Annotated in this window: 12 protein-coding genes; 9 read left to right on the forward strand and 3 right to left on the reverse strand. The window is 46.4% G+C overall.

The window, feature by feature from the left end:
• Positions 1–254: 254 nt before the first annotated feature.
• The 6 genes from HHX48_RS00080 (at position 255) to fadR (ending at position 6,606) form a co-directional block, all read left to right on the forward strand.
• Positions 255–623: an iron chaperone gene (locus HHX48_RS00080; RefSeq protein ID WP_191021617.1), complete on the forward strand. Its 369-nt coding sequence runs from the start codon at positions 255–257 to the stop codon at positions 621–623.
• A gap of 710 nt (positions 624–1,333) precedes the next feature.
• Positions 1,334–3,013, forward strand: a complete 1,680-nt coding sequence (locus tag HHX48_RS00085) for an ATP-dependent nuclease (protein ID WP_191021618.1) — start codon at positions 1,334–1,336, stop codon at positions 3,011–3,013.
• Between the two features lie 80 nt (positions 3,014–3,093).
• Positions 3,094–3,477 carry a hypothetical protein gene (locus HHX48_RS18605; RefSeq protein WP_223857944.1) on the forward strand — a complete coding sequence of 128 codons (384 nt, stop codon included), beginning with the start codon at positions 3,094–3,096 and terminating at the stop codon, positions 3,475–3,477.
• 284 nt (positions 3,478–3,761) lie between these two features.
• Positions 3,762–4,148 (forward strand): hypothetical protein, encoded by a 387-nt coding sequence (locus HHX48_RS00095; protein ID WP_191021619.1) that lies wholly within the window; start codon positions 3,762–3,764, stop codon positions 4,146–4,148.
• Between the two features lie 239 nt (positions 4,149–4,387).
• Entirely contained in the window at positions 4,388–5,026 is a 639-nt protein-coding gene (locus HHX48_RS00100; RefSeq protein WP_223857945.1) for a competence protein CoiA family protein, read from the forward strand.
• Positions 5,027–5,895: 869 nt separating this feature from the next.
• Positions 5,896–6,606 carry a fatty acid metabolism transcriptional regulator FadR gene (fadR, locus tag HHX48_RS00105; RefSeq protein ID WP_139755890.1) on the forward strand — a complete coding sequence of 237 codons (711 nt, stop codon included), beginning with the start codon at positions 5,896–5,898 and terminating at the stop codon, positions 6,604–6,606.
• A gap of 42 nt (positions 6,607–6,648) precedes the next feature.
• Here fadR and HHX48_RS00110 read toward each other — a convergent pair whose 3' ends face one another.
• Entirely contained in the window at positions 6,649–8,079 is a 1,431-nt protein-coding gene (locus HHX48_RS00110) for a hypothetical protein (protein ID WP_191021620.1), read from the reverse strand.
• Positions 8,080–8,381: 302 nt separating this feature from the next.
• On the opposite strand from HHX48_RS00110, the gene HHX48_RS00115 reads away from it, so the two are divergent.
• Positions 8,382–10,004 carry a GMC family oxidoreductase gene (locus HHX48_RS00115; protein ID WP_191021621.1) on the forward strand — a complete coding sequence of 541 codons (1,623 nt, stop codon included), beginning with the start codon at positions 8,382–8,384 and terminating at the stop codon, positions 10,002–10,004.
• Here the strand turns inward: HHX48_RS00115 and HHX48_RS00120 are convergent.
• The gene (locus tag HHX48_RS00120; RefSeq protein ID WP_191021622.1) at positions 9,976–10,590 is read right to left on the reverse strand and encodes a TetR/AcrR family transcriptional regulator; all 615 of its coding nucleotides are present in this window, start codon (positions 10,588–10,590) and stop codon (positions 9,976–9,978) included. The genes HHX48_RS00115 and HHX48_RS00120 overlap by 29 nt on opposite strands.
• Positions 10,591–10,703: 113 nt before the next feature.
• On the opposite strand from HHX48_RS00120, the gene HHX48_RS00125 reads away from it, so the two are divergent.
• Together HHX48_RS00125 and HHX48_RS00130 are read left to right on the forward strand one after the other, a co-directional pair.
• On the forward strand, positions 10,704–11,570 hold the full coding sequence (locus HHX48_RS00125) for a crotonase/enoyl-CoA hydratase family protein (RefSeq protein WP_191021623.1): 867 nt from the start codon (positions 10,704–10,706) through the stop codon (positions 11,568–11,570).
• A gap of 23 nt (positions 11,571–11,593) precedes the next feature.
• The gene (locus tag HHX48_RS00130; RefSeq protein WP_191021624.1) at positions 11,594–13,633 is read left to right on the forward strand and encodes an NADPH-dependent 2,4-dienoyl-CoA reductase; all 2,040 of its coding nucleotides are present in this window, start codon (positions 11,594–11,596) and stop codon (positions 13,631–13,633) included.
• 44 nt (positions 13,634–13,677) lie between these two features.
• Here HHX48_RS00130 and HHX48_RS00135 read toward each other — a convergent pair whose 3' ends face one another.
• The gene (locus HHX48_RS00135; protein ID WP_191021625.1) at positions 13,678–14,769 is read right to left on the reverse strand and encodes an alkene reductase; all 1,092 of its coding nucleotides are present in this window, start codon (positions 14,767–14,769) and stop codon (positions 13,678–13,680) included.
• Between the last annotated feature and the right edge of the window lie 35 nt (positions 14,770–14,804).

Raw genomic sequence — 14,804 nt, forward strand, 5'->3', positions numbered from 1 at the left:
ATTAATGCGTGACAGTCTCAATTTAGAATCCACCAAAACACTCCATGAAATGGAGGTAGAAATTGATTACTTACACCGTAGACGCTTTGATGTATAACAAACCTTAGTATCAATCCCAAGTGCAACACACTCACTGCGTTCGTTGGGACGCATACACGCGCGCAGGGCGCGCTGCGGACACAAACACAGCGCCGCTTAGCGATTGTAACGCAGTGTTTGTGCCGTTTATGCGAAAGTTAGATTTAGGAGGAGGAATGCCAGATAAGCCAAAAACTGTCGAAGAATATATTTCTTCCAAACCCAAAAAGGCACAGGAGAGACTAGGGGAGTTGCGTAGATATTTAAAGCTTGCCGATCCAAATGCGGATGAAGAGCTAAAATGGGGTAAGCCTGCATTTGTAAATAATGGAATACTTTATGTATACGCAGTCTTTACAAAGCATATCAGCCTCCACCCAACCCCTTCAGTGATAAAGGCTTTGCGCAAAGAGCTAGAATCATTCAAGTTGTCTGATAATACAATCCATTTTCCTTTGGAAGATCCAATCCCAAAAGAATTAGTTACAAAAATTGCTAACTTAAGAGTCTTCGAGAAAAATAACAAAGGTATCGGCTGGAAATAAAGACAAAAAATCTAACAAGGTAAATGCAATCGGGCGGTAAAAAGCGTCGCTTCGCTCAGCTTTTTACCGCCAGTGATTTGCGGCGTTAGCTGCCAGTTACAGATCAAAGATTGAACATGCTTAAATCTAAATGAGCAGGCAGAGTACCTGTTTCAACAAAAAAGACCTTTTGCGTACCATTCAAAACCAAACAAAATGGGCGTAAGGGGTACAAAGTCAGTGAGTCGCCGGTTAAGCCTGAGGTTAATTACACTCTATCATTTTCAGATGCGTTAGAAAAACTTAGGGGATATAAAGTGGCTGGTTGGCGAGACTACATCCCTGGAAGTACCAAGGGTGCAAGACAAGGAATTGGCTGGGTCACGGAAGCTGATGCTAATAAATTACTCGCCGGAAAAGACGACCTAAAACGGGTCGTACTGTTCGAATCACTTTCGGACGTCCTTGAGTAGCAGCTAACAAACGACTATAGCGTGCGCCACGGAGCACTGGGACGCAAACACGCAGGCGGCTTCGCCATTTTTGCCTGCGTGTCTGCTCCTTTGTCTATTGATGCACGTGAAGTATCGCTGTTGGGCTGCTCTGTACGTAAAGCAGACATTGTACTTTTCCCATGAAAACACCGAATTTGGCGTTTCGTGGGAAACGGGTGTTACTATGAAGTCTCAGTAAAAAGCTGTTATTCACTTTAATCTACTTTCGGAGAGATCATGAAACTAAGGAAGGTAATCATCCATAATTTTAGGTCTATATTAGATGCCACATTTGAAGTGTCGAACTATAGCCTTATTGTTGGTGAAAACAATTCAGGGAAAACGAACCTACTCAGCGCATTAAGGGTATTCTACGAGGATGGTGGTCTAAAGTTCGAAAAGAATAGGGATTTCCCAAAGATTGATACGATTGACAATGAATCATGGATGGAATTGCACTTTTATACGTCGGCCGAAGAACAAGATTCATTGAAAGATGACTATAAATCTCCCGACAACCTTCTCAAGGTTCGTAAGTATTTTATGTCTGATCAGGGACGAGTTAAGGCTAAGCAGTCAAATATTTACGCGTATGAAAATGGAACTCTTTCTGAAAGTAACTTTTATGGAGCCGCGAATGTGTCATCATCAAAGCTCGGCTCAATAATTTATATACCCGCTGTAAGCAAAGTGGAGGACACTTTAAAAACCACCGGCCCTTCGCCATTCCGTGATTTGGTGAATTTGGTAATGAAAAAGGTCGTTGCAAGTAGCAATGTCTTTGAAGAGCTAAATAATGCCTTCTCAAAGTTTAACGATGAATTTAAAGGTGAGGAAGCTAGCGGGCTATCAATAGATGGGATTAAGTCAGGCGTAAACGCCGAGCTATCGCAGTGGGGAGTTGGAATTGATATTGAGGTCTCTCCGATAAAATCAGACGACATTGTTAAAACCCTGCTTAAACCACATATTGAAGATCATAAGCTAAACGGGCAGCGCGTCGATATATCTTCATTCGGGCAGGGCTTACAAAGGCATCTGATTTACACTCTTATCAAGATGTCTTCTCAGTACAATACCCCATCCAAACCATCAAAGAAGGATTTCAACCCTGATTATACGTTACTTCTATTTGAAGAGCCTGAAGCATTCCTGCACCCCTCACAACAAGATGTGCTATTTAGAAGCCTAAAAGATCTAGGTGACTCCAACGGACAGCAGGTAATTGTATCTACGCATTCGTCGCAATTCGTTGGAAAATCAGTAAGCGATCTAACTTCAATCTTACGTTTGCATCGGAGTGATAAGCACTCTGTCGCCCATCAGCTAACTGAAGTGACGATGCAAGAGGTTTTAGATAACAACTTGGTTGCTGCCAGAGAATTCGGCGAAGACCAAGACCCAAATTTCGATGAAGAAGTTAGAATGGCAGATGAGGAGTTAAGGTATTTTCTCTGGCTTGATTCCGAGCGTTCTAGTCTATTCTTCGCCCGTCACGTTTTGGTATGCGAAGGTGCTTCTGAAAAAATATATTTTGACTACTTGGCTGACAATGAGTGGGACTTTCTAAGGGAGTCCAGAGTTTATGTGTTGGATTGTCTTGGCAAGTATAATCTTCATAGATTTATTCATCTTCTAACCGAGCTAGGTATTCCACATTCTGTAATTTTTGATGGGGATAACAATAGAGGTAATCATGCCACGTGGAATGGAATTGTGACTGATGCATCGACACCACTAACTTCGGGAATTCATCAATTTACAGAAGATCTTGAAGATTTCCTCGGAATACCTAAACCACAAGGACGAAATGATTTGAAGCCGATAAATATAATCAAGCACCACGTTGATGGTTTAATTGATGGACAGAAGAAAAGCGAGCTTGAAGCCATAGTGAAGGGGTTGGTCGGTGTTTAGCAAGCGCATGTTGTCGGACTGGTTTTCCGCAGCACTTTAAACCAGCCGCAAATGCGGGTGTTAGTTTTCAGGAAATATGGATGCCTATAGAGACAGATGAAGAGCTCGCGATAGCTGTCAAAAAAGCTGGTCTATTACTTCAAGATATTCAGGATTATTGTGGCCGCGAAAATCGTCCAGACGCAAAGGTTCGCTTTCCTCGAGGCTACCTTAGAACTGCCAGTGAACAGCGTAACCGGCTCAAATTTGTTCAGTCGAAAGATTTGAAAGCGAATTTATCATATACCTTAATTTTAACAGATAGCATTCTTTGGCTATTAGTCAGAACAGATATAGCTGCAACAGCTAAAGACATGCTTATAAAAATTTTTATGTTCCTTGGGGGCGCATTAATAGAAGGCATACTATCTGATTACCTTACAGGTATAGTCGGTAAGCAACGTTCTTTCAAAAAAAGAACTTAATACCTCTTGGAAAGCGACATTATATCTCAATCATTGCATGATGATTTGAACTGGGTTTGGGATATGAGAAATAACATGCACTTATTTTTGCTAGATGGTCGAGAATATGAAAACTCATACAATGCAACTTCACAAGTCCGGTGCGCGAATACGTTTAAAGAATTAATTAAGATTTTAGATGTAAAAGGTCGTATAAATGAAAGCTAACAAGCACATGTTGCCGGACTTTTTTTTGTTGCGCTCACACCAGCAGAAAATGCGGGCGTTAAACGCGAGGACGGATAATGGACTTCATCATGAAAAACAAGGTAACTGAAGTCACCTTGTATAGAAGCGCTTTAGAGTATCTGAAAGTAATCAATATCACCCAGAAAAGTGAGGAGCGCTGCCCCCAGACCGCATTCGGTTTTATTGCATCTCTTGCAAGCGAGCTGGCGTTAAAGGCCTTCCTAACTAAACAATGTGTACCTGAAGGTTCCTTGAGAAATATTGGTCACAACTTAGTACAAGCTTGGTCAAAGTCCGTTGTGCTTGGACTAAATGTTGATCAAGAGGTGACTCTGATGCAGAGGGCTGAGATGTGCTTGAAGCAGACATTTCATATTCTTTCCCATGGAAACACAGAATATGACTTTTCAGAGGAAACGAATAATACTATGAATTCTCAGTAATAAGCTGTCAGGGCATAAAAGGATTCGAGCACTAGTCTATGCAATTGGCATTGGTCAATAACAAAAAAGCCGAAGCATTTCCAAAAGGAAGAGGTTTTTGTCCTACTTGTGGCGCAGAAGCTATTGCAAAGTGCGGTCCGAGAGTTATGCATCACTGAGCACACCTCAGAAAAAGGGATTGTGATCCTTGGTGGGAGAATGAGACTCCTTGGCATCGAGAGTGGAAGGATAGATTTCAATTGGAATGCAGAGAAGTATCTCATGTCGCTAAAGATGGAGAAATTCACAGGGCAGATATAAAGACTCCAACAGGCATCGTTATTGAAGTTCAACATTCCTCAATGACTGATGCTGAAAGAATATCTAGAGAAGAGTTTTATAAAAACCTTGTTTGGGTAATTGATGGTTCCGTTTTTGATGACAACTTTGATATTTATCACATGCTGCCTGATCCGCGGTCTGAGTTAGCTCAAGATTTAGTATGGAGTAAAGCCAAACGGCATATGCATGGAGCCAATACTGGAATCTTTTTCCGGCTCTCTGAGGCCATTGAAGAAGACCCAGAGGTTACGAAAGCAACTCTCAGGGGAGGTGGGATTCATGGAATATATGGTATTGAGGAAGAAATAAAAGAAACATATAACGGCTACCACCAATATGATTGGGTACGACCAAGAAAAACATGGTTAGATGCGAATTGCCCAGTTTATATTGATTTTGGTGATGAATACCTTATAAAACTAGAAATATACGATGAGTCTGGCCTTAATTGTATACGTTTAGTTTCAAAGCTAAAGTTTGTGCATGATGCGATGACGGAATCAGAGGCGCAAGATATTGCTACCAGATTTTATCCGATTAACAGTGAGCATCCCTAACGAAGTGCTGCTAGGGACAAACCTTCGCTACGCTCCGATTTGCCCAGAGCACGGCGTTTGACCGTCCGTTACTTGTCTAAAGCGGAAGTCTTTTCTTCAGGTAATGACCGTCGCGTTCCCGCTCACAGGAGACATCCAACGGCTATAGCCTGAACAACCGAATCATACTATCGTGTCTGCATATAGAAAAGTTGAAGCACGAGGAATTAAGTTGACGCCACACTAATAATTTCCTTCTAGGACGGCTCAGCCAGTCCAAAGTACTTCGAAATTTAGTCAACAGGCTGTTGGCCAAATGCTTCGTTAAGCTAGCAGGAGACAGTTTTTAGTCGCCGTGAATGAACGAGAGCTTTGAACTAAATCACTCACTATAGTAAGTAGCTTTCCCAAATGTTCACTTTACTAGTGAACGATTAATGAGCACTCCAACGAAACAGATAAATCTGCTTCGTAAAGCGGGAAAAGTCGTCGCTGAAACAGTCGCTGATCTCATTTTATCCGAACGAGTATCTTCGCCGTCGCGCTTCCTATATGGATTGAGTCTTGCACCACAGCGTCGATAGCATCAACAATTATCGAATTTTTATTCGAAATCATAGGTATACCTCTATCATCTTATGAGAAATGGGGAGTAGTGGGTCGATATCGCCATCTTTTCCGATGTTTGTGTATCTCCGGCTTGCCTTCCATCTGTGTGCGCATTTTAGCCTAAGAGCACCAGTAAAGCGTGGTACGCATTCTCATCTTGCCGTAAAATCTCAATTTAAGTGGCAATGGCCAAATATAAACGTTAATAAATTGTGTAATTGAAAAATCATCTGGTACAATCAGTTGATTAATGAAAGTAAGAGTAGTTCAGGCAAACATTTATGATTTACAAAGCCCAGAGTCCTGCCGGATTTGCTGAAGAGTACATTGTTGAGTCGATTTGGAGTGGACGTTTCCCTCCGGGCACAATCTTGCCTGCTGAACGTGAATTATCAGAGCTGATTGGTGTGACACGCACCACATTGCGCGAAGTGCTCCAGCGCCTGGCCCGGGATGGGTGGCTCACCATCCAGCACGGTAAACCAACAAAAGTGAATAACTTCTGGGAAACCTGCGGGCTGAATATTCTTGAAACGCTGGCGCGGCTTGACCAGGAAGGAATACCTGAACTGGTAGATAATCTTCTGGCGGCAAGAACTAACCTGAGCGCTGTTTTCATTCGTGGTGCTATCAGAAATAATCCTGAAGAAGCCATCAACATTATCGCCCGGTATAAAGATCTTGAAGCAGACGGTATGGCCTTTGCTGAATACGATTATCAGATGAACCATGATTTGGCTCTGGCATCCGGTAACAATGTTTTTGTGCTGATGATGAACGGGTTCCGTGGTTTATACTCGCGCATTGGCGGATTTTTCTTTTCGCATGAAAGTGCCCAGGAAGTTGCACGTAACTTTTATAAAGAATTGTTAGAAGTGGCGCAGCAGCATGATTACGATGCGGTACCTGTGGTAGTCAGAAAATACGGTATTGAATCGGGTAAAGTCTGGCAGACGGTGCGCGAAGAAATGCCTAAAGATTTAGTAGACTAACTATAAATTGATAATAAAAAAGGTGCCTGATGGCACCTTTTTTTATGTCTTGTTCCACATGTTCTGATTCTTTTTGTTGGTAAAGTAATCAGAAGGCTCCCAGAAGGCCGGTACCAGATCGTCGACGGCATTTGGATCGGCGTTGGGGTTTAGCTGTCGGATAATCTGCTGGATCCGCTCCCGACCAATCTTGAGTAACTTTTTGCGGTTTGCAGGAAAGTACAGGTTGCGTCCACGGCTAATCACCTCGGTGTTACCCGAGCAAATGTAAGTCAGGTTACGTGAGGCAATGCGACAAACGGGTTCGGCTGGGTTTTCCGGATTCAGTCTGGAGACAATGGCAAACTCAAACTGGTCTTTTTCAAACCCTTGTTCATTCACAGGAATAAAGGTGACGCCGAACCCCTGCGGAAAATAGCCAACGATTTGCGTAAATGCATCGGCCAGTTTCGGATTTAGTGAGTTCTTCTTGCCCAGTTGCTCAATAAGCAGATAGCCTTTGGGCAACTCCTGACGTGTGTAATCAGATTTTGTAGACAATACCACCGAACAATAAATCTGCGGGATCTTTAATATCTCACCCAGGCCAGTCTTCGATAAGAAGGCATCCTGTACCAGTTTCTCTCGGAACTGATTGGCCGCCTCATGGGCCTGATTAAAACGATGACGCTCTTCCTTGTCGTTACCGACATAGGCTGGTAACCCCAATCCCTTTTTTAAATAGTAAAGGGTGTGGGAGTAATTGAGACGAAGCAGCTGTTTGCGATCCTGTTCTTCCAACAAGCGAAACTCGTCTTTATCTTTCTCTTCGCCCAGCAGTATTTTCTGCGCATCCTGATGCTGCAGACCGATATCCTGTAACAGGGCGGCACTGATCAGGGGGATCGCTAATTCCTCTTCCCATTTATTACGCCAGTAGCTATTTCCCCGAAACCGGTTTGACGATTCCCGGTATGCAGACAAATAAGGGTGGGAAATCGCTTCCTGCTTTAAAACGCTATCAACCAGACGCAATGTCAGCACCGCTTTATACAGCGGTTTCAAACGTTGATGGAATCGGGCGAAATTAGGCACCGCGCCGCGTGTGAGCAGCATAACAGTACCCAGGAATTTGGCACTGAGTAGCTGAGTATCTTCATAGGACTCACCCTCGCATAGCTCAAGTAAGTCTCTGGCGATATCGGTAATCCGCGCGATACGTTCCTGACGCTCACTGTCTCTTTTGGCCCGGGCATGTTTCAGCTTTTTTTGAAGATCGGCCGGAATCGGCTTATCCGGTGACTTGGCTTTTACCCGTGAAAACTGGTTTTCAACATCTTTAATATATTTTGCCGATTCTTCCGCCAGCGCGAAGAAATGCCGGGCGTCCTCAAGCACTGAGCCATAGCCGGGCTCCTGAGGGTGCACCTTATCAATGAGTGCCTTAACACTCTGGGTATAAAGATTGTCAGGATTATCAACTTTTCTATTCACAAATATCCTCACGCAGAAAGACACCACAGGGAGCTTGCGCGAAACTGGTGGAGTTCAACTCAAAGTTAAGTAAGTATATGTTCAGCAGGGTGGATATTGTCTTGATAGTTTATATTCGGTACCACCCTGGCTAAGAAGTATAGCCAAACGCTATTTTAAACGATATCCAGGTGTTTTTACGTATCATTGTCTATTCCTTTCTGATCAAAGAAGACTTTTTGCATACGTATCCGGATGCAGTTTGCATCAATAGTTATTCGTAAAAATGAATATCCCAAATATCAGGGAAGGAAACGGCAGGCATGGCGCTATCGAAGCAACAATTTGATTATATTATTGTGGGAGGCGGCTCAGCCGGCGCGGTACTGGCGGCGCGACTTTCTCAAAAGCAATCGTGTAATGTGTGTCTCATCGAAGCAGGTAAACCGGATAAAAGCCTCTTTATCCACATTCCCTTCGGACTTTCTGTGCTATCCAGAATAACCTCTTTGAACTGGGGGTACAGTACTCAGCCCCAGTCAGGGCTGAACAATCGATGTCTGTTCTGGCCGCGCGGAAAAACATTGGGCGGTAGCAGTGCCATCAATGCCATGTGTTATATCCGCGGGCAGGACAGTGATTACAATAACTGGGTGGAGCAGGGCGCAACCGGCTGGTCCTTTGAAGACGTATTGCCCTGGTTTAAAAAAGCGGAAAAATTCGAGCACGGCGCATCGCAGCGTCATGGCAGCGAGGGGCCGCTCAGTGTAGAGTCTTTGCGTCATGTTGACCCTTTGTCTGAAGCGTTCGTGCAAAGTGGCGCAGAAGAAGAATTGCCAGCGCTTACCGACTTTAACCTTGCCTCACGCTGCGGCCTTGGCCTTTATCATGTCACGCAATCCGGTGGTCAGCGATGTTCTACCTCTAAAGCCTATCTGAAACCTGTATTGGCACGGCCTAACCTGACCATTATGACAGGCGCACACGTCGAGAAAATTGTTATTAAGAGTGGCAGAGCAACAGGGGTGATAACAAAGTACGAAGGACAGGTGCACACACTGCAAGCCCGGGAGGAGGTGATTGTCAGCGCCGGTGCGATCAACACCCCGCACCTGTTAATGTTGTCGGGTATCGGCCCTGAAGATGAGCTCAGGCGGCATAATATTCCGGTTGTTAAGGCCTTAGCGGGCGTGGGCAGAAATCTTCAGGATCATCTTGATGTCATCGTGCAGTGCAGAGGCAAGACCCGTCATGGTTATGCGCTCGCCCCCGGAAAAATAGCGAGTTACCTTCGCGCTGCCTGGCAATATGCGGTTGGTCGCAAAGGCATGCTTTCGTCCAATATTGCAGAAGCTGGCGGATTCGCCTGTTCTTCTGCTACCACTGAGGATAAGCCTGATCTCCAGTTTCATTTTTTGCCAGCCATTCTTAAAGATCACGGCCGTCAGAATGCGCTGGGATATGGCTACGGCTTACATGTCTGCAATCTTTATCCGGAGAGTCGGGGAGCAGTAACGCTTCAAAGTGCAGATCCGACAGCTGCACCGCTGATTGATCCGGCTTATCTGTCTGCGCCAAAAGATATTCAGGTACTGCTTGAGGGTCTGAAAATGGCCAGACGCTTACTGCGCAGCGAGGCAATGGCGCCATTTCTCAAACATGAATTACTACCGGGTGAGGAAGTGCATGATGATGACGCGTTAATCCGCTTTATCCGACAGTACGCTGAAACCATCTATCATCCTGCAGGGACCTGCAAGATGGGCGCGCCGGATGATGAGATGGCGGTGCTGGATCCACAGTTTCGTGTCTACGACATTGAGCGCCTGCGCGTTGTCGATGCCTCAGCAATGCCAATGCTGGTGGGCGGTAATACGAATGCGCCGGTTGTGATGATGGCTGAGCGGGCGGCTGCGTTTATTCATGATTTGCCGACGCCTGCATAAACAGTTGAGCGGCCGTATCACACATCTGTTCAATGTGACTGCGATCAGCATAAATGCCGTCAATCAGCAGCCGGGCAATACCATGTAGCGTGCCCCAGGTCACCTGTGCCAGCCTCAACGGTTCGGGGCCAGCCGGTAATAACCCGGATTCCTGCCAGTAACGTGTCATTTCAACCTGAAACTGAAAGCACGGATAGGCCACCGCCTTTAAATCGTCAGTGGCTGACTGAGCCTGCCATAAAATACGACCAAACATCAGCTCGTAAAGTTGTGGATGGTCGGCCGCATAGCCCACATATTCATGAATGAATTGGCGGAACCGGGCAGATGGTGCCAGCGTCTGCTGTTCAAAGATAGTACGGGCGGTATGATGCCACTGACGAAAGCCTTCTGCAGCGATGGCACTCAACAACCCGTTCTTATCGGCAAAATGATGGTAGGGCGCAGAGCGTGATACGCCCACATCCTCAGCCAGCTTTCTCAAAGATAAGCTGTCCACCCCGTGTTCATCAATACGCTTAGTGGCAGCATGCAGTAATGCGCTTCGTAAATCGCCGTGATGATATCGCTGCTGAGCCTGATCCATACTACTTACCTGAATGCGTGAAACCTTATAAGCGTCGCTTTAAATCTTGACAGTGTCAACATAGCCTTTTATCTTGACAGTGTCTAGTTTGCAAAAATGTTAACGGAGCTGCGATGGACCAGTCTGATGAGCCACGCTCAAACCAGTACGAAACACTAAGTGTCACCTACAAGGGGCACCTTGCATTTATCACGCTGGATCGGCCGGCGGCGCTGAACTCAATGAATGCGGCTTTTTGGCGGGAGTTTCCAGGGGCGGTCCGTGACATTGATGAAAAGGGCGAGGCCAGGGCGCTGATTATTAACGCCGCAGGCAAACACTTTTGTGCTGGCATGGACCTGGCTGTCTTTAAGGCGATGGGCCAGTCTTTTCGCGGCGATCCGGCGCGGCGCGCAGAGCAGATGCGGCGCAAAGTACTATTTTTGCAAGATGCGTTCAACGCACTTGAGGATATCAGAATTCCTGTACTGGCCGCCGTTCAGGGGGCTGCTATTGGCGGCGCAGTTGATTTACTGTGCGCCTGTGACATGCGCTACTGTACCACCGATGCGTATTTCAGTGTGAAGGAGACGCAGCTTGCTATGACAGCGGACTTAGGTACGTTACAGCGACTGCCCCGGCTTATTCCCATGGGGCTGGCAAAAGAGCTTGCCTATACGGGGCGCGACCTTACCTCATCGCAAGCATTGCAGGCAGGTTTTGTGAATAACGTCTACGATGATAGGGACGCGCTCATGGAGGGTGTGACACAAATCGCACAGGATATTGCCAGCCAGTCTCCGATGGCAGTGGCTGGCACCAAAAAAATGATTAATTACGCTGCTGATCACAGTGTGGCAGACAGCCTTAATTTTATGGCGACATGGCAGGCCGGCATGTTTCAGATGGAAGACGTGCAAACTGCGATGCAGGCAAGGCAAAACAAGCAAACACCACAATATGCACCGTTAAAGCCTGGCATTACCAGCATAGATGACTAAATCAGGACAATTCAGGAATAATTATGACCAAGACCGATTCGGCTCATACTCAGTACCCGCATTTATTTCGCCCGCTGGATTTGGGCTTCACTCAACTTAAAAACCGCATCATTATGGGGTCAATGCACACCGGACTTGAGGAAATGCCTGCAGGTCACAAACATATGGCCGCGTTTTATGCGGAGCGCGCCCGTGGTGGGGTTGGCCTTATTGTTACTGGTGGCATCGGACCGAATGAGGAAGGTTCAACGCATCCTATTACAAAGCGACTGAATTCTGATAAAGCCGTCGCGAATCATAAAGAAGTAACCGATGCGGTCCATGAAGCTGGTGGTAAAATTTGCATGCAGATTCTGCATACCGGCCGCTACGCCTACACGGAAAAGCTGGTCGCCCCTTCGGCTATCCAGGCGCCCATCAACCCCTATAAGCCAAAGGCCCTGACGGACGATGAGATTGAGCAGCAAATTGAAGATTTCATTTTTACCGCCAAGCAGGCGCAGCGCGCTGGTTACGATGGTGTAGAAATTATGGGTTCAGAAGGCTACTTTCTGAATCAGTTTATTGTGACGCGCACCAATCAGCGTGATGACAAGTGGGGAGGCGAATACGAAAACCGCATTCGCTTGCCCATTGAAGTGGTGCGCCGCGTGCGTGAGGCTGTCGGTAAGGAATTTATCATCATTTATCGTTTGTCTATGCTCGATCTGGTTGAGGATGGCTCTGACTATGATGAAGTGGTTACGCTGGGGAAAGAAATAGAGAAAGCCGGCGCAACCATAATTAACACCGGTATTGGCTGGCATGAAGCACGCATTCCGACAATATCAATCCGCGTGCCACGCGCGGCATTTACCTGGGTGACAGCAAAATTCCGGGAAGCGTTGTCTATTCCGCTTATCACATCAAACAGAATCAACATGCCCGATGTGGCTGAGGAAGTATTAGCCCGGGGCGATGCTGATATGGTGTCTATGGCGCGACCGTTTCTGGCTGATGCCGAGTTTGTGATTAAAGCGGAACAAAACAGAGCAGATGAGATTAATACCTGTATTGGTTGTAATCAGGCCTGTCTCGACCACGTTTTTAACGGCAAACTTACCAGCTGTTTGGTCAACCCTCGTGCCTGTCATGAGCTTGAGCTTACCATTAAACCGGCAGAGCAAACTAAACGAATCGCTGTAATAGGGGCCGGACCAGCCGGACTGGCGGCGGCGGTAACTGCAGCATCCAGAGGCCATGCCGTTACGTTGTACGATAAGGATGATAAGACCGGCGGTCAGTTCAACATTGCCAGACAAATACCCGGCAAAGAAGAATTTAACGAAACCCTGCGTTATTTTGACCGTCAGTTAGAGCTACATAATGTGACTGTAAAACTCAATACTGAGGCCACTGCTGCATTACTAAACGATGAATGTTTTGATGAAGTTATTATTGCTACAGGCATTTATCCTCGTATCCCCGATATTGAAGGGATAGATCACGAAAAGGTACTTTCGTATGTGGATGTCATTAAGGGTAAAAAACCAGTGGGGCAAAAGGTAGCTATTGTTGGTGCTGGTGGCATTGGCTTTGATACCGCAGAATATCTGTCTCATGGAAAGTCACAGCCAAGCCTTGATATAGAAGCCTTTATGAAAGAGTGGGGCATCGATATGTCATTTTCTGCCCGTGGCGGCGTAAATGGCATGCAGCCTGAGCCGGAACCGTCTTCCCGAGAAATTGTATTATTGCAGCGCAAGACAACAAAAATGGGGAAAGGGCTGGGCAAAACCACTGGCTGGGCGCATCGTGCGAGCCTTAAAATGAAAGGGGTTACTATGATCCCCGGTGTGGAATACAAAAAAATTGACGATAGCGGGTTTCATATCAGTATCGAAGGTGAAGAGCGGCTCCTTGAAGTAGATAATGTCATTATCTGTGCCGGTCAGGAACCGCTACGCGACGTTATTGAAGGTCTTAACGCGCCGCATTACCTTATTGGTGGGGCCGATGAAGCACTTGAGCTTGATGCAAAACGTGCTATTGATCAGGGCACACGACTGGCTGCAACACTGTAAAACATGTCGCGCTGCGCTTTACCAGCGTAGCGCGATGCTTCATGTTACATATCTTTCTCATCCATAAACGGATAGTCGATATAACCTTTCTCATCGCCGCCGTAGAATGTGTCTTGGTCTTGTTCGTTAAGTGTCGCGCCGGCTTCAAACCGCTCGGCAAGATCCGGGTTGGCGATGTATGGCCGGCCAAACGTTACCGCATCAGCGTAGCCTGATTTAACAGCCTGTTGCGCAGACAGATAGTCATAATCGCCGTTGGCGATGTAAAAGCCTTTCCACGTATTACGCAGACTTTCCTGGATCTTCAGATCTTTATTGCTGGTGGGCATGCCGGGAAAGCGCTCAACCATATGTAAGTAAGCCAGACGGTAATCATTCAACCGCTGAATATAATAGGTAAACGCGGTGAGCGGGTCGCTGTCTGCAATGTCATTCTGGTTGCCGATTGGCGAAAGGCGAATCCCTACCTTTTCAGCAGGCCATACACTTAACACGGCTTCGGTGACCTGATTCAAAAAGCGCATACGATTTTCCAGCGAGCCGCCATATTCATCATCACGCTGATTTGTTTTGTCTCTTAAAAACTGATCAATCAGATAGCCGTTTGCAGCATGGATCTCAACACCGTCAAAACCTGCTCTTTCTGCGTTTTTTGCGGCCAGACGGTAATCTTCGATGGTTTGCTCTATTTGCTCAGTGGTCATTGCCTGTGGTTCGGATGCAGGCTGTTTTTTACCCTCAAAAAACACATCGACATCTGGCGTGATAGCCGATGGCGCCAGCGGCTTGTCGTCGTCAGGCTGAAAATGGGTATGACTGATTCGACCGACATGCCAAAGCTGAAGGTATATTTTGCCGCCCTTATCGTGAACCGCCTGGGTGATTTCCCGCCACTTCTGAACCTGCTCTACTGTGTAGATACCGGGTGTACAGATATATCCCTTGCCCTGAGGGTTGATTTGTGTCGCCTCACTGACAATCAGCCCTGAAGAGGCGCGCTGCTCATAATAGGTAATCGACATTTGTGCCGGTTCATCGGTGTCATCATCGGCGCGGCTGCGGGTTAATGGCGCCATGAAAATACGGTTTTTCACATCTGTGTTACCCACGATGCCGTTACTGAATAAATCTGTCATATCATAGTCCTGAGAATCTGGAAGATGCCGGGCAG

This window comes from Salinimonas profundi (assembly GCF_014750655.1).
Taxonomy (GTDB): domain Bacteria; phylum Pseudomonadota; class Gammaproteobacteria; order Enterobacterales; family Alteromonadaceae; genus Alteromonas; species Alteromonas profundi_A.

Excerpts from the sequence above, each read along its gene's own strand:
- HHX48_RS00125 (WP_191021623.1), top strand. The coding sequence starts at position 10,704 with ATGGACCAGTCTGATGAGCCACGCTCAAACCAGTACGAAACACTAAGT.
- HHX48_RS00135 (WP_191021625.1), bottom strand. The coding sequence starts at position 14,769 with ATGACAGATTTATTCAGTAACGGCATCGTGGGTAACACAGATGTGAAA.
- HHX48_RS18605 (WP_223857944.1), top strand. The coding sequence starts at position 3,094 with ATGCCTATAGAGACAGATGAAGAGCTCGCGATAGCTGTCAAAAAAGCT.
- HHX48_RS00080 (WP_191021617.1), top strand. The coding sequence starts at position 255 with ATGCCAGATAAGCCAAAAACTGTCGAAGAATATATTTCTTCCAAACCC.
- HHX48_RS00085 (WP_191021618.1), top strand. The coding sequence starts at position 1,334 with ATGAAACTAAGGAAGGTAATCATCCATAATTTTAGGTCTATATTAGAT.
- HHX48_RS00120 (WP_191021622.1), bottom strand. The coding sequence starts at position 10,590 with ATGGATCAGGCTCAGCAGCGATATCATCACGGCGATTTACGAAGCGCA.
- HHX48_RS00095 (WP_191021619.1), top strand. The coding sequence starts at position 3,762 with ATGGACTTCATCATGAAAAACAAGGTAACTGAAGTCACCTTGTATAGA.
- HHX48_RS00130 (WP_191021624.1), top strand. The coding sequence starts at position 11,594 with ATGACCAAGACCGATTCGGCTCATACTCAGTACCCGCATTTATTTCGC.
- HHX48_RS00115 (WP_191021621.1), top strand. The coding sequence starts at position 8,382 with ATGGCGCTATCGAAGCAACAATTTGATTATATTATTGTGGGAGGCGGC.
- fadR (WP_139755890.1), top strand. The coding sequence starts at position 5,896 with ATGATTTACAAAGCCCAGAGTCCTGCCGGATTTGCTGAAGAGTACATT.